Raw genomic sequence first — 22483 nt, 5'->3', positions numbered from 1 at the left:
GACTAAATATTACTATCCTCATAAACAAGCAGCATAAATTTTATTCAATTCTTCTCCTGTTATATTATTTAAGGAATTTACATTAACCGATTGAAATGCATTAACGCATAAATTAGTATATGATTTTTGAGATAACTGCAATACCCTGTCTAATGTATCTTCTATTGATTTTACGTTCATTGCATCTGTAAGATATCCATTAAACCCATGGACCACTGATTCAGGAATATCACAATGAAAGGTGCTAATAACCGGTTTAGCTAAATTTAAACTGTCTTTAATAAAAATGGGACATCCTCCTTCCGTATCATAATTTTTAGAACGCCTACTTAAATTGACTGCAAAATGGTGTTTCATTAAATGATGTAAATAACGAACCGGAGTCATTTTATCCATAATACGAATCGAATGATTTCCTTTCTTTACCAATTGTTTTTTAATTTCAGCATAGTAATTTTTATCAACCGGTTCCCCAATCAGTAATATTTGAAATCGACCCGCGTGGCGATTCTGCAATGCTTCCAATAATGCCAATTGATTTTTCTTCTCTGTAAAGCTAGCTGCTTGTATCAATCGAATTGGCAATTGCCAGTTAATAGGTTTTAAATTTCCATTTCTTGAAAATAGTAAATGCAAGATGCTGATTTGGCCCGGAGGAATTCCATATTCCAACAAAACATTTCTTGAATACCTGCCTTCAACTATAAATCGACATCCTAAATGAGCCAAATGTTGATAGGCCTCTAAAGTTCCTGATTTATTCTTAACCAGAAATTCATAATCAAATCCGTAAAATGAAATCAAAACTGGAATTTTTAATTTCTCAATTAATTGCATCTGTCTGATAGCAGTATTTGCAAAATGAAAATGAATGATATCAATGGATTCTCTGATTACATAATGATGGAGACGGTTTGATGAACTTATATCCAAGAATGAACAGAGCACTTTATTGTAAACTGGAATTGGATACTTACTTGCCAGGCTGCCTGGAACCATCGGATACTGCAGATTATAATCATTTATATGGTATCGGGCGGCAATATGGTGTTCGCAATTTGATGCGGTACTTTGCAGAATAGAATCAATCCAATTCATAGTTTCTGGCAAATAACTATCCAATATATGCAATACCTTAAAGGACATGCGCCGTATTCTTATTCATCATTTTAATAATTAGCACCAGAGACAGCAATCTGAATTTTATCTCCCTGGAAGCTGGAATTCTATTAATTCCCAAATCTCTAATTTCGCTCTTAAAATGCAAAAGCCATTGGTTTAATTCCTGATCAATTTCATTATAATTGATAAAATGCTTTGAAGAGCCAAAAAATTGAGCTACTTTTTCTCTTATGGATGGCAATCTGGAAGAACTTGCCAATAAATTTAAAAAAATAAAATGAGGAGGTATGCCAGTGCGTTGCCATGGTATGTCTAACAACTGTTTAGGTAGATATTTATTTAGAAAATTTAAATAAAACTTATGGTTCAATTGAAGGCAATCATCGATACTATAATTTAAAACCATCCAGTTCATATTGTAAAATGGTAGGATTAACTTACAATGAGAAGACAACAAATAAATACTATGCGCTGATTGATTGCGAATTTTTTGGTCGATTAAATACGAATCAATACAGTGTTTAGAATAAAAGATATCTTCACTTTCATCCGGGCTGGATCCTAATTTAAGATATTTTGGTATCAAAGAAGGCTTCATTGCTAAATTTGCCTCACTCCGATTCGCATAGATTCCACCACCAAAAAATCCATGATAATAAACAGGATAGTTTGCTGCAATGTAATTATGGACAGGTACTTCGTGTAAATGTCCTAAATGAAGCAAGCCATCCACTTTCCAAAAGGCGCTCAATCGATTTTCTAACCAATTAGACATTCCTATCTGTATAAATTCATGTTTTATATCAAGAGTCTTGGCAACTTTTTGAGCTATTTGAATTTCATAATTTAATTTATTTCCAAAACTAAATGAACTAAGATTGCAAGTTTTGGAAGCTATGTATGCAATCAACCGACTGTCCAATCCACCACTAAGACTTACCCCAAATGAATTACAATCTTCTTGATCTAACTGTGATATTCCTGATTTAAATAATTCATTATACGAAACTAATAATTCCTCAATGGGCCTATTTAGTTTCGATACTTCCGACCAGGTCCAATAGTAGTTTCTATTTAATTGTCTTGTTTCGCAGTCAAGTGAATATATACTGGCTGGACGCATCCTGACGATCTCGATAAACCAGGATTGGTTTGAAATTAAATGCCCATTTTCCAGATATGACTGTATTGCCTGAGGATTCCAACTTAATTTTTCATCAGTCAATTCCTTAATCAATTTAATTTCACTGGAAACAATAATTTGTCCTTCATCCTGATATAAATACAAGGGAAAAAATCCCAAATAATCGGTGTATATAGAAACCTTGTTGTTATTTTCATTGAAATCAAAACAACAATATGTTCCATTCAATTGATTGAATACTGTTTTTATATCAGGTAGCTCTTGATAGCTTATCATTCGCCAGTGTTTTTCTTCTTTCCTCTCAATAAATGTATTTTTCTGGAAAGAAAAATTACCCAGTATAAATGCAGTGGTATCAGGTGCCTGCATTTTAATTGGCTTTACCGGGTTCAAATGATCATAATATAGAGCCCAATGACTTTTTTCAATTAAAAGGTTCAGCTCTTTTGACACGCTTGTATTAAAAGCTGTTGATTTTAATTTCCATTGTTGAAAAGAATTGTTCTTCGAAAAAATAAATAACACCTTTGACATCACATTATTTTCAAACGGAACAATTCAAATATTTTATCGCGATAAAAAATAAAATTGATACTAAATAAGCCTGCAACTCCACAAAGCAAAGAACTAATAAATTTTGGATTCATCATATGAATTAAAAATAATACGATGCAACAACATGTTAAATAGATCATATATTTTATCAGTGCTTTATAAAACAAGTGCACATCTTCAAAATAACTTAATAGACGGTGTATTGAATAAACCAATACTGAGAAGCTGAGAAATATATTAATCAATAAAAACTTATATATATCTGTTTGCGTCCAATAAACTAAAGCAATAAATACATAATTTATGATTAGCACAGCAATATTCCACTTTAAAAGCCTTGAAGATTCTCCTAATGCTAATAATTGATTGAAAACGATATTATTGACCGAACGAATCATTGCCATGATGACAATGAATTTAGAAAACTGCAAAATGCTGTATTCAGGATCTTTAAATAGCAGTGGAATGATATCAGACAAATGTGAATAGACAATTAAATATATAGTAATGCATACCAGGGCATGACTTAATAAACTTTCTTTAATAATCTCCTGACGGTGTTTAACATCCTTCTGATATTTTGCCAACAATGGAAAAATTGCTTTATTAAATATTGGATTGATTTTAGAAAACAAAAGATAGCTAAATTCAGAAGCTATATTATAAGGCCCCAAAACCAACAAGCCAAAGACAGAACCAACCAAGACCGTATCAAAATTACCCTGTACAAAACTGATCCCTTGATTTAAAACCTGATAAGATGAAAAAGAAACATGTTCCTGAACTGATTCATCAATTCGCTCCTTGTAAACTAACATTTTGGAGTATAGCCATGAAAGGGAATAAAAAATGCTAAATCTTAAAAACAAGCCAATACAAAATACTAAAATTGGATCAACATACCAAATAGCAAGAATAATCCAAATAAATTCTATTGTTCCAGATAGAATTAGAAATAAACTAATTTGTTTTTGCTTTAAATGATGTTGTAATAGAGAAGGATACATACTTCCAATTCCTATGGTAGAAAAAAGTACCAAGGAGATTATTACAACATATGGGTAGGAAATAAGATAATTGTACTCCCATAAATAAAATCCTAAAAGCAATCCGATACAAATACACAACAGGATATACTGTATACTCTTCAATTTATTAAGTATTTGTCTATTAAATCCAGTTTTTTGGATGACAGAAACAAACATCCCCGGGTCTAATAATGCCATAGCCAATCTGAATACAATCTGAAATATGGTATAAATCCCCATCTCCTTATACCCTAGAAATTGTCCTAAAAACACAAGGCTTGCCAATTGCAATAAGCTCATATAGAGCGAACTGGCAAATTGCCATCTGAAAAGATGGTTTAGAGCATGTTGAGGACTTGTATTTTGATCAGGAGTTTCGGACAATTTTTGCTATTTGAAAATAATAAATAAAGGCAGGAAGATAATTGATGCTTTGAATGATAAAATTACGGCAATCTTTACTAATAACAAGCGACATACCATGGATTCGTATCTGATTTGTTGAATCGTTTGAAATACCAGCTGGTTTTAAATGAATTAAATAGCGATCCTGCAATATAAATCTTTTTGAAACCTTACATTTTTCAAGCCAGGCCAATCCAGTTTGATCTATATTCAATTTATGGAAATCTATAAAGTCCTTTTTTGTAAATAAATTGGAGGACTTGTTTTCAAGATCAAACTCCTTCACCCCACGGACTATTTTATAAATTTGATTGGAAGCATGCAATGTGAGTTCATCTGATATGGCCGCAACCGGATTTTCTGAATTCAAGCTTTCCTTTGAAATGCTTATTTTATTTTGAAGTAAAATAGGGCCTGCATCCAATCGTTCATTCATCTTATGAAAGGTATAACCAAATTCCAAATCACCTTGAACACATTGCCAAAATACAGGAAAACGACCTTGGTATTTTGGTAATAATGAATAATGAAAATTAATCAAACCATTAGGGCAGGCTCTCAGGAGATTTCTATTTACTTTTTCATGCAATCCTGCCGATAAAATGAATTCTTTATCTTTCAAGTATCCTATAAGTTCGGGATTATTTAATGAATCAAAAACTAAAAATGGAATGTGGTGGTGATGGGTATAATATTTCCAATATATTAAGCTTGCTGTTTTGAGCAGCGGATTGGCCTTTAAGCTCAAAATAAATCGCAAAAAAAATGATGCATTTGAAGGTTTTAAAACAAATGGTTTTTGGTTAATAAAAATCATTAAAAATGGCCCTTGCTCTAATAGTTTTGGAACAAATGTTTTTGTAAAATAACTATCTGGACTGCCAATGTATGCCCTATTTACTGTAATTGCTGAAGGTTTTTGATTTAGTCCCAAGTCTATAATTGAAAATCAAAAGTAGCACACTGAACCTGACAATTCCAATAAAAAGACTTACTTTGCATAAATGGATCCAGTGATGCGCGATCAACTCAAACAGGCTGCCCAGGACAGTTTAAACTGGCTCCTTACAAGTTATCATCATTACGGACAGGGTGGGTTCCCGCACAGCCGTTGGATGTATTTACCCTCTTTCTTAGCATGGCAAAAGGATTATCCAGAAACAAGTGGTTACATAATTGAAAATTTGCTTTCAACTAAAAATGAAGAAGCAATTTCCGTTGGAATAGGATGTACTCATTGGCTGCAATCCATTCAGTCAAAAGATGGCTTTTATCATTCGGGTGTTGCCTTTAATAACAAAAGTGCTTTTAACACCGCCCAAATTTTATTTGGTCTACATGCATCTTATAAATACAGCTCCGATCCTGGTATTTTCCTTACCATGGAAAAATCTTACCACGCCTTACTAAATAACATCGATCCCGCGGGTGTATTTAAATCCCACTTATATCAACCCGGTTATTTTGCAAGTTATTACAGCCGTTGCATTTGGCCACTTTTACAAATTGATCAAACATACTTTGAAAATAAAAATGTGGATCAAATTGAAAAATCCTTAAATTATTTATTTAAAAATAAAAACGAATTCGGGTTTTTTGATAATTGCGGCTTTGAACCCAATAAAAAAGCATTGAGTCATCCGGTAGCTTATGCATTGGAAGGATTTCTGGAATCTGCCATCCTGCTCAATGAGCAAGGCATTGAAAAATATATACTTGAAATATTAAATCGAATGTGCGAACAAATCCGTTTACAAAATAAGATACCGGCATTTTATGAAAATAATATGACTGGTGATTACTCATTTATTTGTGTTACCGGTCAAATTCAAATTTGTGCATTATTTCTTAAAGCATATCAACGTACCAATCATAATCACTATAAAGAAGCAGCCGAACGGTTGATTCCGTCTATACTTCAATGGCAAATAAAATCTGGATCGACAGAACATAAAGGAGCGTTTCCATCCTCTATACCCATTTGGAAAAATTATTTTCCATTTCGTTATACGAATTGGACGGTAAAATTTTTCCTGGATCTATGTCAGCGATGGGATGAAATAGATGTCAGGGAAGAGGGCTGAAGGGCTGGAGGGTTGTTAGACTATTAGACTTTTAGACTATTAGACTTTTAGACTATTAGACTTTTAGACTATTAGACTGTTAGACTATTAGACTGTTAGACTATTAGACTGTTAGCTTAAGAGCTACAAGCCACATTACTGCCTTCTGACTACTAATTCCTGACTACTGATTTTGGCTGACTCCCGATTTTATCTTATCTCAATATGACCATTTTACCAAAATCATTTTTGAAATACTGATCCGTATGAGTATCAAATTTATCCCAGGATTTGTTTTTGTTATCTTTTACAATAAAACGGTATAAATACACTCCATTCGCTAATTTTTCACCAAATTGATCTGTTCCATTGTATTCAAAATCGGTCATGTGCGTTCCAATTGATAGCGGACCTAATTCCTCTTTGGTAATTTCACGAACAAGCTTACCGGAAATCGTAAGTATCTGAATCATATAATTTTCAGGAAGCGCATCCCCTGTCAAGGTATAAACGAAGCGCGTTTTATTTACAAACGGATTGGGATAATTAAATAAATTTCCAACCGAAGATTTTTTTACAATTGTAAAATCTACCTGATAATCCTGTTCAGTAGCTGTATTTCCTGAACCGTCTATTGCATTGACGTATAAAGTATGGATTCCATCCAATTTAAAGTCCCCTTGAATTATTGCTCTTACGGTCTTACTGTTTCCTGCTGCGGGTACAAATTGAACTTGTTGATTTGCAAAATAAACGCGCTGCGGAGTACCTCCCGGTTCTTTAATCCGTATAGTAAATACACTGGTATCGTTTAATAACAAATCCTTGTTTTCATCTTGAAGACTGATTTCAATGTGTGATTTACTGGAAACGATTTCCGCATTAAATATTTTTAATCGATCAAAAGTAACATCCATATAGGGTTTCAACTTATCACGTCGTACGAAAAACGGAATAATGACAGTATTATTAAAGGTATTTAACTCTGCCTGATCATTGTTTGGATTTAATTCAATAAACAATTTATAGGCTCCATATATTTTTGATGAATTAAAGCTAAATGGAATTTTTTGGAAAGCCAGGCTTGCCATAGAGGCAAACCGTTTGTAAGTTACTGTTTGCTGATTGCTTTGACTAACAACCGTAAATTTTACCAACAAACTATCCATATCAGCAGCCCCAATATTTTGTGCCAGAATTTCCAAATCCAATACATCCCCCTGATTGATTGTATCCTTGGCTTTTTTATAATATTTACTTGGATTAAAAGCTGCATCCGGAAGTCCCTTGTAAAGCACACGCCAATAATCCAATTCCGGTGTTGAACGCTTGATGGTATCAGTTGTTTTCCATTCAAGTTTTAATTTTGGAAACAGTGCAGAATTTACACCCGATAAATCATACAATTTATCTGTTATTGGACCAACGAGCTTGGTTTCATTTCCAATAGCATCTACACCATAAATATTTATTTCCTGTACATCTTCGGCGCCATTAAAGTTTTTATGATCCCACAAAAAGTTTGACCAGGATTTTGCAGGACCAATAATTCTGGATTGCACAGATCCTGAAGTTTGCGGAATTGTAAAAGAATGAGAAATTTCATTTTCATCCATAAAGTTTCCAATACTTTCCCTTACTTCAAACTCTGGTCTTCCTTTTCGGAATATCATGATGTAAGGCACAGAGCTGAAAGATCTTAAACTTCGAATTTCTTTTGCTCCAAATCGTTCCAATACAGTGTATAAATTATTTGGACCATCCGATTCCCACAATTCCGGATAATATGAATTTTGATATTGTGTCATTGTGCTAAAAATCACAACGTGATCATTTGGAATGTACTGTTCTAAAAATTGGATTAATGCGGCGCGCTCTGCCTGGTTGGAAGTCTTAAATACAAAAAATGGTTTATTAATATACCCAGGATGATTTAAACTATTAAAATCTCCACCACTTTGATTAATCCACATTTTTCCTGTAATTGGGTCAAATACATTGACAACAATCCCTGAAAAATCCGAACTGTAATTCCAATAATCATAATCAGCTGCTACGTCTGTGCCAACATATACTCGAGGTCTGATGTAAGTTGGCAATTCAATGTATCCATTATTTGCACGAATTTCTACAAAAGATTCAGCATATTTAAACTGACGATCCGGTTCGTTTAAATTCATTTTATAAAAATCATTTTTCTTATGCTGAAAATAATGTGATTGATTCCAACCTGGTGAGCTTCCCGGAACGTAAATGAAGGATGAATTTCTCCACGCGAAAACTCCAGATCCGGTGCTGTCAGGCGCAATTCTCCAATAGTACACCTGGTCTGGCATTAAATTGATATTGGGCGTCCAGCTAATTACTCCACCGGTTTGTTGAATTTGTGTTGACAGTTTTAATGAGCTGTTGAAATATTCAGTCGTATCCAATTCAATAAAATAGCTTCCATTTGCAGCCAGTGTATTCCCGTTCGAAGCTATCAATTTCAAATTGTCTTCACTGACTATTGAAAATTCCTGAGGAAATACAGGACGAGCTTCATTTCCAAAAATATATAAACTATATCCGCGTTGTCCTTGAATAATTAACTCATTATTATTTTCTGCATCTGCTAAAGGTCCTTCAGCTAATTCATTGGCTCCGTCTAATTTTACATAAATGCTATTGTAACCAATCGATTCTTCACCATTCATAGGAATTTTAACACTAACAAGGCGACGGGTTGATGGAGTAGCAATTTTGAAAGCTGTTACAGGAACAATTTTACCATTTGCCTGGCGGATATCAATATTAATCAGAATACTATCCTTTGTATAAGCGCCCAAATTGACGACTTCAAAATTAAATTCAAATTCTTTCTGATTATTAAATACGAGTGCAGGATTTGTTCGGACAGATTTTGCATCAATGGTATAATCCTGGAATGTATTTACATTCAATTTTACTGCCGGATCCCCATTAAAACTTGTAGAATAGGCTTGAGTCAACAATCGTTCACCGCCCTGATTCTTCATGTTGTGATAGGTTTCACGGATGGCATCTCCAATCGCTCCACCATAAAATTTAGTACCGATTTGTTTATAAAATTCAGAACCATAAACTCCCAAAATATCCGGGAAACCTGCAGTGGTATTTGCCAGATAAACAATGGAACCTTTTTCAGGGGCCAGGTTGTGATCTTCACTAATGGATCGATTGGGAGCAAACATCGAACCAGCATAACAACCCATTGCCATAAATAAATGGTATCTGTCTTTGTTTTTATATGAATCTACATTCTCCAAATTAAAATCCAGGCGAATTGCAGCTGAATGTCCCATAAAAGCAATGATCGAACTTCCTTCATTGATTGAATTTTTTAATTTCTCACTATTAGCTACTTCAATGGTACTGCTACTTTGCTTATAAAATGTTTGAACATTAGCTCCAAATAAATTTTCCTCTATAACTTGTTCCATGCCATTTAACTGGCCACTAATTTGTGTATAGATGCTAGGATCTCCACCTGATAAATGCACCACACGTTTTTCCCATTCCTTTTCTTCAATGGTATGATTTGCAATCCGCAAATAATTTTCGTGAGATTTTACTTTGTCCAAATAATTTTTAATTTCTGTGCCATTGATGACCGGCAATCTTCCAAATGCACACAGCGCTTCATTTTGATTATCCGTTACCAACATGATATCTGCTGCTGGAGATGAAAATGTCGGTACAAAAAAGAAATTGGGGTCTATTCCATTTTTTCGGTAATAAGGATATTCCAATCCTTTTCCAATCACTAAACAATAATTTAAGTTAGGCCAAATCGTTTTTGCATATTGAACAAAATTTTTAACTCCAAGTGGGTGGGTGTGGATTCCATATGCAAATACATCATAAAGTGATTCAACATTTACTAAGGCAACTTTATAAGAACCTCCCGCTTGTGAGGCTCTGTAATCTGCGTATTCCTGAACATAATTGATTCCATGTCCATCATCCGTTAAATTTGGATGATATAAGATTAAATAATTATAATCTCCCGGCTGAATATCTAAAAATTGCATTGATTGCAATGAAGAAATTGATTTAATGGCGGATTCATTAAACAAGATCAATTCCCGCTCTACGGATGATTCCGGAATCGTAATTTTATATATGCCATTGGCTTCCCGAATACTTTTTAGATAATATTGGTTTGTGATATCATATACAAATAATTCTGTTCCTCCATCAAAATCTTCAATTTCAAGATATTTTCGAATGGGGCCTGAACCTAATTTTATTTTTGCAAATTTATTTTGATCGAAAATAAACTCTGCAGGATATGTGTACTCAATGCTTGCTACCACGATTTGATCCTCCGGATTTGAAACCGCTTCGATTCCCAAACGCATGGACTCACTCAAATCAGTAACATTGCGATTGATTTCTTTTATACGAACTTTATAACCAGCAAATAAATCATCATCTATTGCTTGTCCATCAAGTAGAAAATTTAGTTTGTGAGCGGAATTATCTTCACCATAACCTCCTATTCGTGTTACAATTTTAGCATCCGGACCTGATTTGTTTAAATGTTTAAATTTTAATTCAAATTCACGGCTTTTAAAATGATCCGTTGCATAGCCCTGACAGGCATCAAATAATGGAAATTTTTGTGCATTTCCATATCCCACTCCTCGTTTGAAAGAAAGCTCAGAAAAAACATCCAATTGCGTTTTTAAATAATAAGCATCCTTTGGCAAAGGCGCTGATAAATCATTTTGAATTCTCTCAATTCCATTTGGGTTGATGGTATTGTCCCAGGTCAAATAATATGCAGCAGTATCTGTATGCATGCTGTATTCCGGATTCATCAAGCCTGTTGGGTCGGAAAACAAAGGTGTATCAAGTTCTCCCCGATTTTTCTTTCCATAAAACAATATGTAATCATCCGTTCCCATCAGTCCATCGGTAGAACGAATGAGCTTTACATCCTGAGCTAAAGTAATTATATGCAATTTGTTGAGTTCTACGGCGCCCAATGGAAAACCAGCTTGATGTAAATCCTGGTAACTAATCCGGTACATACCATCTTCAGAAATTTTAAATTTAAGATAGCTTTGATTGGGTCGAATCCATTCATTGCCATAAAGTGATTGTCCCTGGAATTGCATTTGAGCAAAAGCGTTCAAACCAGAAATGAGTAGAAAAGTCAATAAAATTGCACGAATCATAGGTTAAAATTGATTTTTTGGTAGAGAATCAACTGCAAACATATTACATATTTTTTTAATATTTAAAGCTCTGATTGAATTTTTTACCTTTATTCCTGTGAATACCTTAATAGTATTTATTGGTTTTGGATGTTTGGGAATTTTCTCAATATATTGGTTATTGATTTACAACCGGTTAATAATACCTGTTCAAAAGAATGCCAAGGCGGAATGGCCTCCGGTGTCTATTATAATTTGTATTCGAAATCAATTTCCTGTGTTCAAAAACAACCTTCATTTGTTTCTAGAACAGCAATATCCTCAATTTGAACTTTTGATTGTTGATGATGATTCAAGCGATGGATTGGAATCATGGATCCGCGAAATTTCTCAAAATGAACCTAAAATCAGCTACTTTAAAAATCAGAAAACACAGGCTGGTAAAAAACAAGCGCTGACCTTAGGAATTTCAAATGCACGTTATGAGTGGTTAGCCCTTACGGATGCAGATTGCAAGCCTGAAGGAAAAAACTGGTTACAGTCAATGATGCAGGGTATTACTAAAGATCAGAAAATCATACTTGGGTATGCACCCTACCTATATGTTCCAGGCATTTTAAATCAATTCATTCGATTCGAATGTTGTTTTAATACCCTTCAGTTTTTTGCTGCTTCGCATGCTGGATTTCCTTATATGGGCAGCGGACGAAATCTAATGTACCACAGATCCATATTCAACCAACAAGCTTTGCAAAGTGAACGAATGTATGGGGATGATGATTTACTCATTAATGCACGCTCGAATTCGGATAATACCGGTCTGTGTCTAAATCCTGAATCATTTATATTTACGGATGCCAAATCCAGCTATATTGATTACTTTAGGCAACGATGGAGACACTATGCGGCAGCTCTTCATTACAATTTGAGGTCACGCCTTCTGCTGCTATTTTATTTTATTTCGTTTATCGGATTGTACGCTTGCATTTTTTATTTACTCATTCAAAAAAACTATTTAATTGCATCTACGTTGTATGTTTGTCACTTATTAGTTAGCTGGCCGGTATTCTGTTCTAAATTGAAACTATTTAAAGAGAAAAATCTTTGTAATTTTTTTCCAATTTTGCAAATTTTGTATTGTTTACACTTAATTTTTCAATTTCCATTTCTTTGGATTAAAAAAAAGCATTGGTAAATGGAAACGATCGATCGTTACTTTCCGGATATTACAAAAGATCAACGAATGGCTTTGTTGAAATTAAAAGCATTGTATGAAGAGCAAAATGCAAAAATAAATGTCATTTCAAGAAAAGATATGGAATCATTTTATTTGCATCATGTATTGCATTCATTAAGCATCACTGCATTCGTAAACTGGAATGCCAAATGCAAGATCTTAGATTTGGGTACAGGAGGAGGTTTTCCAGCCATTCCTTTGGCAATTTACTATCCGGAAATACAATTTACAGCCATTGACGGGACTGGTAAAAAAATTAAAGTTCTTGTTGAAATTGCTGAACATTTAGGAATAAAAAATTTAAAAGCCTTTCATCTTCGGGCAGAAGATTGCAGAGAAAAATTTCACTTTATTGTGAGCCGGGCGGTTTGCAGTTTAAATCAATTGGTTCAATATTCAAAACCTTTGTTGCTTCGAGATTCAGTCACTGCTTTACCTAATGGCATCATAGCTTACAAAGGCGGTGATCTTGTCGAAGAAATTCGTGAAATAAAAAAACAAGCCTATTTTGAAACCTACGATATCTATAAAAAATTTCCAGAAGCCTATTTCCAGGAAAAAAAATTAGTGTATTTGCAATTGCATTAATTATTTGCATTTTTAATCCATCGTAACATTGCATAATTGCAGCATTGCAGCATTTCTCTAAAAGACTTCTTTTCTATAGACTTCCCTCCTTCCTACTTTTGTCATTCAAGAAACATTCTCTTTTAATCCATCGTAACATTGCAGAATTGCAGCATTTCTCTAAAAGACTTCTTTTCTATAGACTGCCCTCCTTCCTACTTTTGACATTCAAGAAACATTCTCTATTAATCCATCGTAACATTGCAGAATTGCAGAATTGCAGCATTGCAGCATTTCTCTAAAAGACTTCTTTTCTATAGACTGCCCTCCTTCCTACTTTTGACATTCAAGAAACATTCTCTCCTACCTCGGCGGGACACCTTCGGTAACTTGCTATTTCAATCGGATTCATTTAAAAAAATTAATTCTTGCATGTAAACATTGTAGCATTTCAGGATTGCAGCATCGCAACATTGTTCAATTGCAACAACTCCCTAAAAATTATTCACCAAGAATACGAAAATCTGCGTAGTAAGATTCAGCAGATTTGCTGATTGAAACCGAAGCAAGTTGATACTAATTTTGCTTCATAAATTTAATAAATATTTCATATCATGAAAACAATATTGAATGTATTAAAATGGCTAGGCCTGACTTTATTGCTTTTAGTAATAGGTTTTTTCACATATGTACAATTCAACTCAAATAAAACATTTACCGCACCCTATCCAAACATTATAGCCAGTAGCGATTCTGCTGTCATTGCGCGTGGAAAATATCTGGCCTATGGCCCTGCACATTGTGGTACCTGTCATGTGCCAATGGACAAATACATGGATGTGGAAAAAGGTGATTTAATGCCTTTAAGCGGAGGTTGGGAATTATCAATTCCACCCGGAACATTCCGAGCACCAAATATTACACCAGATAAAGAAACTGGAATCGGGAATTTAACAGACGGAGAAATTGCACGTACGTTGCGTTACATGGTTGGATATGACAATCGATTCATTGCCCCTTTTATGTCCTTTCATGATTTGACAGATGAAGATTTAACAGCAATCGTTTCATTTTTAAAATCACAAGCTCCTGTAAAGCATCAGGTAAAACGAAGTGAAATAAATTTTCTGGGCAAAGCTTTGGTGGCTTTCAATTTAATTAAACCGGAGGGCACAAAAGGAAATCCACCCAAATCAATTATCAGGGATACCAGCATAAGCTATGGAAAATACTTAGCAAATTCTGTAGCAGATTGTGTTGGTTGTCACACAAACCGAGATATGAAGACTGGTGAATTAATTGGAAAACCTTTTGCAGGAGGCATGTATTATGAAGCGGATGCTTTTAGTGATGGCGTTGCATTCATTTCACCAAATTTAACTCCTCATCCAACAACCGGAATTATATCTGATTGGGGTGAAAATGCCTTTGTGGCCCGTTTTAGAGCCGGTCGCGTTCATAAAGGCAGTCCCATGCCCTGGGGATCATTTAGCAGAATGGATGATTTGGATTTAAAAGCAATTTATCGCTATTTAAACTCTTTAGATCCCGTGGAAAATAAAATTGAAAAAACTGTAATTCTTCCAACTGTAAGCGCTTCAAATTAAATTAATTAATCCAATACCAAATGAAATATCTTTTACCTTACACAATTGAAAGCGGTCAGGGAGAAAAAATAATTTTTAAAGAAATTGTTCATGAACCAGATGCTTCTAAAATAATTATTGAAGGTCACTGTACTCCAAATGCCGGGCCAGCCATGCATGTTCATTATTTACAAGATGAAGGCTTTACAATTTTACAAGGGAAGGCAGCTTGCCAGGTATATGGACAAGAACCAAAAATTTATACCGCAGGTCAATCCATCATCTTTTATAGAAATACCCCTCATCGATTTTGGAATGTTGGGGATGATGAACTCATCATCGATGCCTGGGTAAAACCAGTTAACAGCATTGTATTCTTTTTAGATACCCTGTATGCTGCACAACGTAAATCGGGATCAAACCGACCAGAAGCTTTTGATTCCGCATATCTTATGACCAGGTATAAAAATGAATACGGATTGATTGGATTACCTTTTATTGTTAAAAAACTAATTATACCAATTACTTTTTTCATCGGAAATATACTTGGAAAATATAAGAAATTTAAAAATGCTCCAAAACCGTTGTGATCAAAGATTATATCACAATTTTTTAGATCTATTCGTTTTCCAAAAACTCTTTCAATCCAATATTAATTATATAAGTCCAACCTTCTTGAAAATTTTCTTGATGAAGTTCGTCGACTTCTTCCGGAAAAGGCACGATGAATTCTTGACAAAAATTAACCTGCGTTACTTCATCTGATACCTTAATTAATTCCCAGGTAACCAAGGTTTCCCCTTCATATCCGGGATAGGTCCAGCTATGACTCAATATTTTTTCAGGAACCAGCTTGCGAATTACGCATCGATGATGCCATTCCTTGCCATCAGGTGGTCCGGCCAAAAAATTGAATTCATGACCGACTTGAAGTTCAAAATCAGGAATATCAAAATACCATTTTTTCATGGTATCCTTGTTGGAAATGGCATCCCAAACTTTCGTAATGGGTGCTTGAAACTGTTTTTCTATACGAATCATATGGCTTTTAAAAGCACTAAAATACATGAAGTCTCTGAACTTATTTAGATATTACTTTCAGCCATCGCTGGCTTATTCCAGGGTAAAATAAAAATAAGCTATTTTTACCCTGGCTATGGAAATGGCATTTTTGATACTATCTGTTTTACTCTTACTGGTTGCACTATTGGCTTTATTTGATGGCTTGTACTTACATTTAATAAGATACCAACTTCAAAACCAGTCTGATAGCCGGTTAGAACATTTAACCCACACCTTACGGGCTATTTTTTTTCCACTCATTCTCTACTTTCTTTTTCTAAACCATCATCACAGCTTCGGATTTATATTAGGGAACGGGATCGTTTTATTGGACCTCCTTGTTTTAGGAATCGATGCATACGCTGAAAAAGACAGTCGTGCCTTTATGGGCGGACTACCTCGTTGGGAATACATCTTGCATTTATTTGTCAATGGGTTTCATTTTGCACTCATTGCAGTATTTTTATCCGTTAAAATAAATTTTTCAGAACACGAATTCAGTTTGGTAGCCAATTTTAATGACGTAAATAATTTCCAAAGCTTCGAAAAACTAGTTCGCTTGATTTTACCAGGTTCGATTTTATTTGCATTCATTCATTTGGTGCTTGCCATTCCTAAAATTAATTCGTATTTAAATAAATATTTTAAAAAAACTTAAAATGATCATTCGAAAAGCCACACGTACTGATATCGATGCGCTTTCCATCTTGTTTGATGCTTATCGTATATTTTACAATAAACCAACAGATATAAATGCTGCAAAATTATTTTTGTCCGATAGGATTACTAACAATGAATCTGAAATATTCCTTGCAGAAACAATCGACAACAAAATCGCAGGTTTTGTACAATTGTACCCATTGTTTTCTTCAACCCGTCTAAAACGACTCTGGTTATTGAATGATCTGTTTGTAGCTCCAGAATATCGCAGTCAGGGTATTTCTGTATTATTGATAGATCGTGCTAAACAACTTGCCCGTGAAACGAATGCCGTTGCACTTACCCTGGAAACCGCTAAATCAAATGTAATTGGAAATGCGCTGTATCCTAAAACCGGATTTGTGTTGGATAAAGATCATAATTTTTATGAATGGGAAGTTTGAATCAATTACGAATTACAAATTGCGAATTACAAATTGCGAATTACGAATTGCGAATTACGAATTGCTAATTACGAATTAAATTCGTAATTCGTAATTTGCAATTCGTAATTAAATATCCTCCAGTTCTTGAATATTAAACTTCTTGGTTTTCATAATTACTGCCAGCACTTGAGGTGCTTTTTGGGGATCATTCATGAGCTTTCCTAAGATTTTTGGAACGACTTGCCAGGATAGGCCAAATTTATCTTTTACCCAACCACATTCAACTTCCAGGCCTCCATCTTTTGTCAATTGATCCCAATAATAATCGATTTCTTGCTGCGTATCACATTCAATGACATAGGAAATGGATTCATTGAATTTAAACATGGGCCCGGCATTGAGTCCCATAAATTTTCTGCCCATGATTTCAAAATTCACAACCATGGGGGTATCTGCGGTGATTCTGCCATCCTTAAAAATGCTACAATAAAAAGTGGCAGCTTCTTTGGCATTTCCATCAAACCATAGACATGGATATAATTGATCAGACATATAATAAATTTTAATTTAAGAATTGGATTCAACGTACTGCTTAAAATTATTTAATATGGCTTGCCAACCGAATTGCTGCAATTCGACAGAATTTTCATGTTCCGCCTCAAATTTCTCAATTAGCTGGACTCCACTTTCATTTTCTTTAAATTCAATCCGAACCGTACGATCATCCTCCAAAGTGTATTCTATGAGTTCCATTGGTTTAATTACATTATAAATTCCTTTAAAATCAAAACCCATCGTTCCATCCTTAGATTCCATCCTGCATACAAATTGCCCACCTGGTTTTAAGTCTACTACTGCCTTAGGTGCACACCAATCATCCGAAGCAAAATTCCAGTTTACAATATGTTCCGGACCATTCCAGCATTGCCAAACTTTGTCCAGGGATGCTTCGACGTTTACTTGAACTTCAATAAATATTTTTTCCATTTGACCAATTAATGACTGCAAAACTAAAAGAATTTTATAGCTACGTTAAAAATATTCCTCTGATTCTTTTGGTTGGGATTTTAATATCTAAATTAAATTTCTTCAATTTTCCCCTTCCAATTTTTAGGATTATTACGAATATAATTTGAGAACACAAAATATTCAAATTGATTTCTAATAATATGCTCATAATAATTTCGTTGCCACAATACAATTTCTTGTCTATCAATTAGAATCCAATCTTCCTTCATACATTGATCCCGAAACCATTTTGTGACACCTATCTTATATCCTCTTAAGATTGACCCAATAGATTTTGGAATGATTTTCTGATATTTGTTGACTTGTGGAATTCTTTGGTTATTGCTTTCCAAATCAGCCTGCTGTTTTATTTCAAGAATTCCATGCATATGATCTGGTATGATCACAAATTCATGCAATTTAACATTTGGATAATGAATTGGAATCTCTAACCAACAGCTTTGTGCGATTTCCCCAGTTGGACTTAACTTGACCTTATTTTGACGATTTGCATCAAGTATGATTTTTCCAAAAAAGTTTTTGCGATGCTGACATACCAAGGTGATAAAATAACAGCCTGCTTTTGAATAGTCAAAACCTTGAATTCGAATGGATCGTCGATGATGAATTTTAGGATTATAGCCCATTTGTTATTACACAAATCTAAAAAGGGGCTAGCTGTTTCTACAAACTCTCCATATTAATTTATTGAAACAGCAAATAAAATTATTGAAATAAGATTTCAATTTATTAAACAGATATTTTTGGATTTAAAATTCCACTTCTTGCGGAATCTCTTTTTTTCCTAAGACAAGATTCTCAAATTTTATAAAATCCCCTTTATTGCAGTTCCTACTGCTTTCTGAAATATATCAATGGCTGCATTTGCTGCCTTTTGTGCCATGGCTTTTGAGATAACTTCCAAAGCCTGCATCTCTGCTTCAGCAATTAGTTTTTCATCTTCCAGTCTGGATTCAAAATGTTCCTGGCTTAATTCTCCTGAAATTCTCAATTCAGCCAATAATTCAAATCTTGACTTTCTGCTATTTAAAAATTGCTGCATGCTGCTTTTAACTTCCTTCCAGTGCTTTGAAACCGTAGATTGGACAGCAGCCAACATATCTGTTATGACTGCATCTGTGTCAAAAGTTCCCATGATCTTAGATTTAAAATGTTATGGCTTTTTAATTTTTTCTGCAACACGCATTGTATAAAACAATTCTTCCATAGACTGTCTGTTCAATTCAATCACTCCGTTGGTAAGCACCTGATCTCGTTTATGCTCATTTTTATATTTATTCCATAACTCTTTGGTGATTTCCACTATTCGCAAGGTATTGCTGTTTAGCGGGCGAATTTTATTTTTTATATAAAGTGAATTTAATTCAGATTGTATTGCGATGTAAGTATCACTGCAACTGGAATACGATCGCTTATGTAAATTAGCTGGATCCAATTCCAATAATCCTAAATAAAATCTATCAACTTGCTTTGCCGTTTGGTCAATCTGATCTAAAATAGCCGCATCAAATTCAGGCAATAAATGTACCCTGCATTGAGTAAAACATAGAATACAACTTAGTATAAAACCAAGAGACCATAAACCTGGTTTAAATGATTGAATCCGCACTGTTTTTGTTTTATCCATTGCTTTTCAATCAAAGATACAATTTGGTTTTTAAAATCCTTGCAAGGATCTAAAGAGATTAATAAATTGAATACGTTCAAACCTTCTCAGGCCTTTTCTCCTTGAATAACCTCATCCAATTTTTACGGATGTCATGGTCAGGGATCCAGCGATTGCTTTGTCATTAAATAATTCGATTGGATCGCTTTTATCCTTTAAGGCCAATGCATACAACAAAGGCAAATAATGCTCAGGGGTTGGAATGGAAAGATCAAATGCCTTTCCTTGTGAACGAAAATCAATCAAACTTTGATGATTTCCATTTAATATGGCTTGATTCATTTTATCGCGGGCTTCCAAAGCCCAGTCAAAACCATAAGAATCTGAATTTAGTTTATCCCAGGCTATCATGCCCAAATTATGAACCATATTGCCACTTCCAATGATTAAGATCCCTTTCTGTCTTAGACTAAACAATTCACTTGCTAAATCGTAATGAGCCTGTGGACTCAGTGTATAATCTAAACTCATTTGAATGACCGGTACATCTGCCTTTGGATATAAATGTTTGATGACACTCCAGGCCCCATGATCTAAGCCCCATTTCGTATCCATTCCGATTTGGGTTTTGTGCACGATATCCTTTGTTTGTTGAGCCAACTCCGGACTGCCGGGAGCAGGATATTGTACATCAAATAAAGCTTGTGGAAATCCTCCAAAATCGTGAATCGTTGCAGGTTTATCCATGGCTGTTACGAAAGTGCCTTTGGTTTCCCAATGAGCTGAAATGCACAGAATCGCTTTTGGTTTTGAAATAACTTTCGCAATGTTTCTGAACCCTCTTACAAATTCATTTTCTTCAATGGCATTCATTGGACTGCCATGACCCAGAAACAGAACGGGCATTTTTTCTGTATATTCCAACTCTTGCAAACCCTTATATAAATCATTCAGTTTCATAACAGCACCGGCTATTGGCAATAGTGTTAAAGCTTGTAAAAATCGTTTTCGCCTCATAAAATAAGTCCCTAAATTTAGTAAATTTATATGACGTACAAAATCGATGCAAACTTTATTAAATTGAATCTGATTTTCTGACAAATTGCAATTCAGCTTGAATTTTTACTTCATCACTTACTAAAACACCTCCTGTCTCTAAAGCAGCATTCCAATTTAATCCCCACTCCGAACGATTGATACTACCACTCACTGAAAACCCAGCTTTTTCATTACCGTACGGATCGGTGTTGGTGCCACCAAATTCAACCTGCAATTTTACTTCTCGTGAAATTCCTTTAATAGTAAGTATTCCTGTCAGTTGATAGTGCTCTCCATCTAGTTTTTTAAAATTGCTGCTTTCAAATGAAATGGTTCTAAAGGTTTCCACGTCAAAAAAATCCGGTGTTCTTAAATGACCGTCGCGGTTATCATCATTGGTAAACACAGAGCTTGCCTCAATTGTAACATGAATCGGTGCCGTTCTGAAATCTTCCCCATCAATAATTGCTGAAAACGATCTGAATGATCCTTTCACATTTGCAATCATTAAGTGCTTTACTTTGAAAACCAGTTCACTGTGCGAAGGATCAAGCATCCACTTCGTTTGAATTGCTTTTGCTGTTGTTGTTTGCATGTTTAAATTTTTTTATATAATAGTTATATTTAATTCATATTAAGGCAATAAATAGCATCAATAAATACTAATGGGCTATGGTCCTTTGGTCCTTTGGTCCTTTGGTCTTAACTAACCCATTCACAGTACAAAGTTCTGACGATACCAGTCCGTCAAATATCAGAATTCGGTAAATAACTTGTAATTTCAGGAAACCAACTGCCGTATTTCTTGCCGGAATTCAGTTGGCGTTTGCCCAGATTTTCTCTTAAAGACATTGGTGAAATAGGCGTGCTCGTTGTATCCAAGGTCAAAAGCAATTTCGGCTACGGTTTTATCGGTATTGATTAATTGATTCTTAGCTTCAATCAGTTTGCGGGTTTCAATAATTTCTGAAACACTTTTTTGCAAAATATTCTGACAGATTAAATTGAGATTTCTGCTGGACATAAATAATTTTTCCGCATAAAATTCCACACCTTCGGGTCGCAGATAATTTTCCTCCAGAATTTTTAGAAAATTTTTAAAAGTAGTGTTTTGAGTTTTTGCATAGGAACCGGCATCTTCAGAAATCTTTTTTCGCTCAGACTCAATCATAGTAAATAAAGCACTTAATAAATGCCTGACAACCGCCAGATCAGGAGTACTGTATTGCATTTCTGCATGCATGAGTTCACACAAACTGAGCAATCTGTTAAAACATCTGCCAGCCTGCATTTTGATCGTAGCATGATCATGATAATAAGAATACAATTGAAACGTAGTCTCTGGAATAAACTCACTTTGGAATCGGATAACCCATACCTCGCATTGGTCATTTTGCAAATGAGGGATCACCCGGTGCGTTTTTCCTTTCGAAACAAAACTGGCAAAAGGGGCTTCGTAAGTTTCTGTTTTAAAATCAATAAAATGCTCTAATTTACCGGTCATACCCAGGATCAGTTCTTCATAATCGTGGGCATGGGGTGGATCAGGGGCAGCTATAATTTTCAGTGCATCCTCCCGGTTCAATTTAAAAATGTGAAACAGCGACTTAAGCATTTGATTCTATATACAATCAAGCATGCATTTTGTTTAAACCAAATAGGATCCAACTTATAAATATTGTTGATATCGTTTAGACAAAATAAATTACCCAATTGGATCAGGATCGAATTCAAATCCTGTTAGGATCAATCAAAATTAACCAAGTTTAGAAA

21 protein-coding genes are annotated in these 22483 nt (G+C 34.6%); 7 read left to right on the top strand and 14 right to left on the bottom strand.

Going from position 1 to position 22483, the window contains the following annotated elements:
* Nucleotides 1-18: 18 nt before the first annotated feature.
* The 4 genes from IPJ80_06815 to IPJ80_06800 are packed head-to-tail and all read right to left on the bottom strand — an operon-like array spanning nucleotide 19 to nucleotide 5188.
* A complete protein-coding gene (locus IPJ80_06815; GenBank protein MBK7913196.1) occupies nucleotides 19-1146 on the bottom strand; it encodes a glycosyltransferase family 4 protein in 1128 nt (375 codons plus the stop codon).
* Entirely contained in the window at nucleotides 1136-2800 is a 1665-nt protein-coding gene (locus tag IPJ80_06810) for a 7-cyano-7-deazaguanine synthase (GenBank protein MBK7913195.1), read from the bottom strand. The genes IPJ80_06815 and IPJ80_06810 overlap by 11 nt, the downstream gene beginning before the upstream one ends.
* Nucleotides 2800-4233, bottom strand: a complete 1434-nt coding sequence (locus IPJ80_06805; protein MBK7913194.1) for an oligosaccharide flippase family protein — start codon at nucleotides 4231-4233, stop codon at nucleotides 2800-2802. Before IPJ80_06805 ends, IPJ80_06810 begins: the two co-directional genes overlap by 1 nt.
* Nucleotides 4217-5188, bottom strand: coding sequence for a hypothetical protein (locus IPJ80_06800; protein MBK7913193.1), 972 nt, complete (start codon nucleotides 5186-5188; stop codon nucleotides 4217-4219). Before IPJ80_06800 ends, IPJ80_06805 begins: the two co-directional genes overlap by 17 nt.
* Nucleotides 5189-5270: 82 nt before the next feature.
* Here IPJ80_06800 and IPJ80_06795 point away from each other — a divergent pair, with 82 nt between their 5' ends.
* A complete protein-coding gene (locus tag IPJ80_06795) occupies nucleotides 5271-6338 on the top strand; it encodes a hypothetical protein (protein MBK7913192.1) in 1068 nt (355 codons plus the stop codon).
* Nucleotides 6339-6532: 194 nt separating this feature from the next.
* Here IPJ80_06795 and IPJ80_06790 read toward each other — a convergent pair whose 3' ends face one another.
* Nucleotides 6533-11521, bottom strand: coding sequence for a hypothetical protein (locus IPJ80_06790; GenBank protein ID MBK7913191.1), 4989 nt, complete (start codon nucleotides 11519-11521; stop codon nucleotides 6533-6535).
* A gap of 97 nt (nucleotides 11522-11618) precedes the next feature.
* On the opposite strand from IPJ80_06790, the gene IPJ80_06785 reads away from it, so the two are divergent.
* The 4 genes from IPJ80_06785 (at nucleotide 11619) to IPJ80_06770 (ending at nucleotide 15480) form a co-directional block, all read left to right on the top strand.
* Nucleotides 11619-12695 carry a glycosyltransferase gene (locus tag IPJ80_06785; GenBank protein MBK7913190.1) on the top strand — a complete coding sequence of 359 codons (1077 nt, stop codon included), beginning with the start codon at nucleotides 11619-11621 and terminating at the stop codon, nucleotides 12693-12695.
* Nucleotides 12696-13325, top strand: a complete 630-nt coding sequence (gene rsmG, locus IPJ80_06780) for a 16S rRNA (guanine(527)-N(7))-methyltransferase RsmG (GenBank protein ID MBK7913189.1) — start codon at nucleotides 12696-12698, stop codon at nucleotides 13323-13325. It abuts the gene before it with no gap.
* Nucleotides 13326-13918: 593 nt separating this feature from the next.
* Nucleotides 13919-14911: a cytochrome C gene (locus tag IPJ80_06775; protein MBK7913188.1), complete on the top strand. Its 993-nt coding sequence runs from the start codon at nucleotides 13919-13921 to the stop codon at nucleotides 14909-14911.
* Nucleotides 14912-14931: 20 nt separating this feature from the next.
* Nucleotides 14932-15480, top strand: coding sequence for a cupin domain-containing protein (locus IPJ80_06770; GenBank protein ID MBK7913187.1), 549 nt, complete (start codon nucleotides 14932-14934; stop codon nucleotides 15478-15480).
* A 28-nt stretch (nucleotides 15481-15508) separates the two neighbouring features.
* On the opposite strand, the gene IPJ80_06765 is transcribed toward IPJ80_06770, so the two are convergent.
* Nucleotides 15509-15931, bottom strand: a complete 423-nt coding sequence (locus IPJ80_06765) for an SRPBCC domain-containing protein (protein ID MBK7913186.1) — start codon at nucleotides 15929-15931, stop codon at nucleotides 15509-15511.
* A gap of 115 nt (nucleotides 15932-16046) precedes the next feature.
* On the opposite strand from IPJ80_06765, the gene IPJ80_06760 reads away from it, so the two are divergent.
* Together IPJ80_06760 and IPJ80_06755 are read left to right on the top strand one after the other, a co-directional pair.
* Nucleotides 16047-16610, top strand: coding sequence for a hypothetical protein (locus tag IPJ80_06760; protein ID MBK7913185.1), 564 nt, complete (start codon nucleotides 16047-16049; stop codon nucleotides 16608-16610).
* A gap of 1 nt (nucleotide 16611) precedes the next feature.
* On the top strand, nucleotides 16612-17055 hold the full coding sequence (locus IPJ80_06755) for a GNAT family N-acetyltransferase (GenBank protein ID MBK7913184.1): 444 nt from the start codon (nucleotides 16612-16614) through the stop codon (nucleotides 17053-17055).
* A 108-nt stretch (nucleotides 17056-17163) separates the two neighbouring features.
* Here the strand turns inward: IPJ80_06755 and IPJ80_06750 are convergent, their stop codons facing one another.
* The 8 genes from IPJ80_06750 to IPJ80_06715 all read right to left on the bottom strand — a co-directional run bounded on the left by IPJ80_06750 (nucleotide 17164) and on the right by IPJ80_06715 (nucleotide 22325).
* Entirely contained in the window at nucleotides 17164-17589 is a 426-nt protein-coding gene (locus IPJ80_06750) for a VOC family protein (protein MBK7913183.1), read from the bottom strand.
* A 15-nt stretch (nucleotides 17590-17604) separates the two neighbouring features.
* A complete protein-coding gene (locus tag IPJ80_06745; protein ID MBK7913182.1) occupies nucleotides 17605-18024 on the bottom strand; it encodes an SRPBCC family protein in 420 nt (139 codons plus the stop codon).
* A gap of 92 nt (nucleotides 18025-18116) precedes the next feature.
* Nucleotides 18117-18692, bottom strand: a complete 576-nt coding sequence (locus tag IPJ80_06740) for a hypothetical protein (GenBank protein ID MBK7913181.1) — start codon at nucleotides 18690-18692, stop codon at nucleotides 18117-18119.
* Between the two features lie 179 nt (nucleotides 18693-18871).
* Complete coding sequence (locus IPJ80_06735; protein MBK7913180.1) at nucleotides 18872-19201, bottom strand: hypothetical protein; 330 nt, start codon at nucleotides 19199-19201, stop codon at nucleotides 18872-18874.
* A gap of 18 nt (nucleotides 19202-19219) precedes the next feature.
* Entirely contained in the window at nucleotides 19220-19693 is a 474-nt protein-coding gene (locus IPJ80_06730) for a hypothetical protein (GenBank protein ID MBK7913179.1), read from the bottom strand.
* Nucleotides 19694-19804: 111 nt separating this feature from the next.
* Nucleotides 19805-20689: a 4,5-DOPA dioxygenase extradiol gene (ygiD, locus tag IPJ80_06725; GenBank protein ID MBK7913178.1), complete on the bottom strand. Its 885-nt coding sequence runs from the start codon at nucleotides 20687-20689 to the stop codon at nucleotides 19805-19807.
* A gap of 58 nt (nucleotides 20690-20747) precedes the next feature.
* Nucleotides 20748-21305: a polyisoprenoid-binding protein gene (locus IPJ80_06720; GenBank protein MBK7913177.1), complete on the bottom strand. Its 558-nt coding sequence runs from the start codon at nucleotides 21303-21305 to the stop codon at nucleotides 20748-20750.
* A 186-nt stretch (nucleotides 21306-21491) separates the two neighbouring features.
* On the bottom strand, nucleotides 21492-22325 hold the full coding sequence (locus IPJ80_06715) for a helix-turn-helix transcriptional regulator (protein MBK7913176.1): 834 nt from the start codon (nucleotides 22323-22325) through the stop codon (nucleotides 21492-21494).
* Nucleotides 22326-22483 lie beyond the last annotated feature (158 nt).

The sequence above is a fragment of the Saprospiraceae bacterium genome (assembly GCA_016714025.1).
Lineage (GTDB): Bacteria > Bacteroidota > Bacteroidia > Chitinophagales > Saprospiraceae > Vicinibacter.
Note: the sequence above shows the minus strand (reverse complement) of the source record. Positions and strands in the feature narration are given on the sequence as shown.

Coding starts and splice junctions, on each gene's coding strand:
- IPJ80_06815 (MBK7913196.1), bottom strand. CDS start 1,146: ATGTCCTTTAAGGTATTGCATATATTGGATAGTTATTTGCCAGAAACT.
- IPJ80_06810 (MBK7913195.1), bottom strand. CDS start 2,800: ATGTCAAAGGTGTTATTTATTTTTTCGAAGAACAATTCTTTTCAACAA.
- IPJ80_06795 (MBK7913192.1), top strand. CDS start 5,271: ATGCGCGATCAACTCAAACAGGCTGCCCAGGACAGTTTAAACTGGCTC.
- IPJ80_06790 (MBK7913191.1), bottom strand. CDS start 11,521: ATGATTCGTGCAATTTTATTGACTTTTCTACTCATTTCTGGTTTGAAC.
- rsmG (MBK7913189.1), top strand. CDS start 12,696: ATGGAAACGATCGATCGTTACTTTCCGGATATTACAAAAGATCAACGA.
- IPJ80_06775 (MBK7913188.1), top strand. CDS start 13,919: ATGAAAACAATATTGAATGTATTAAAATGGCTAGGCCTGACTTTATTG.
- IPJ80_06770 (MBK7913187.1), top strand. CDS start 14,932: ATGAAATATCTTTTACCTTACACAATTGAAAGCGGTCAGGGAGAAAAA.
- IPJ80_06765 (MBK7913186.1), bottom strand. CDS start 15,931: ATGATTCGTATAGAAAAACAGTTTCAAGCACCCATTACGAAAGTTTGG.
- IPJ80_06760 (MBK7913185.1), top strand. CDS start 16,047: ATGGAAATGGCATTTTTGATACTATCTGTTTTACTCTTACTGGTTGCA.
- IPJ80_06755 (MBK7913184.1), top strand. CDS start 16,612: ATGATCATTCGAAAAGCCACACGTACTGATATCGATGCGCTTTCCATC.
- IPJ80_06750 (MBK7913183.1), bottom strand. CDS start 17,589: ATGTCTGATCAATTATATCCATGTCTATGGTTTGATGGAAATGCCAAA.
- IPJ80_06745 (MBK7913182.1), bottom strand. CDS start 18,024: ATGGAAAAAATATTTATTGAAGTTCAAGTAAACGTCGAAGCATCCCTG.
- IPJ80_06740 (MBK7913181.1), bottom strand. CDS start 18,692: ATGGGCTATAATCCTAAAATTCATCATCGACGATCCATTCGAATTCAA.
- IPJ80_06735 (MBK7913180.1), bottom strand. CDS start 19,201: ATGGGAACTTTTGACACAGATGCAGTCATAACAGATATGTTGGCTGCT.
- IPJ80_06730 (MBK7913179.1), bottom strand. CDS start 19,693: ATGGATAAAACAAAAACAGTGCGGATTCAATCATTTAAACCAGGTTTA.
- ygiD (MBK7913178.1), bottom strand. CDS start 20,689: ATGAGGCGAAAACGATTTTTACAAGCTTTAACACTATTGCCAATAGCC.
- IPJ80_06720 (MBK7913177.1), bottom strand. CDS start 21,305: ATGCAAACAACAACAGCAAAAGCAATTCAAACGAAGTGGATGCTTGAT.
- IPJ80_06715 (MBK7913176.1), bottom strand. CDS start 22,325: ATGCTTAAGTCGCTGTTTCACATTTTTAAATTGAACCGGGAGGATGCA.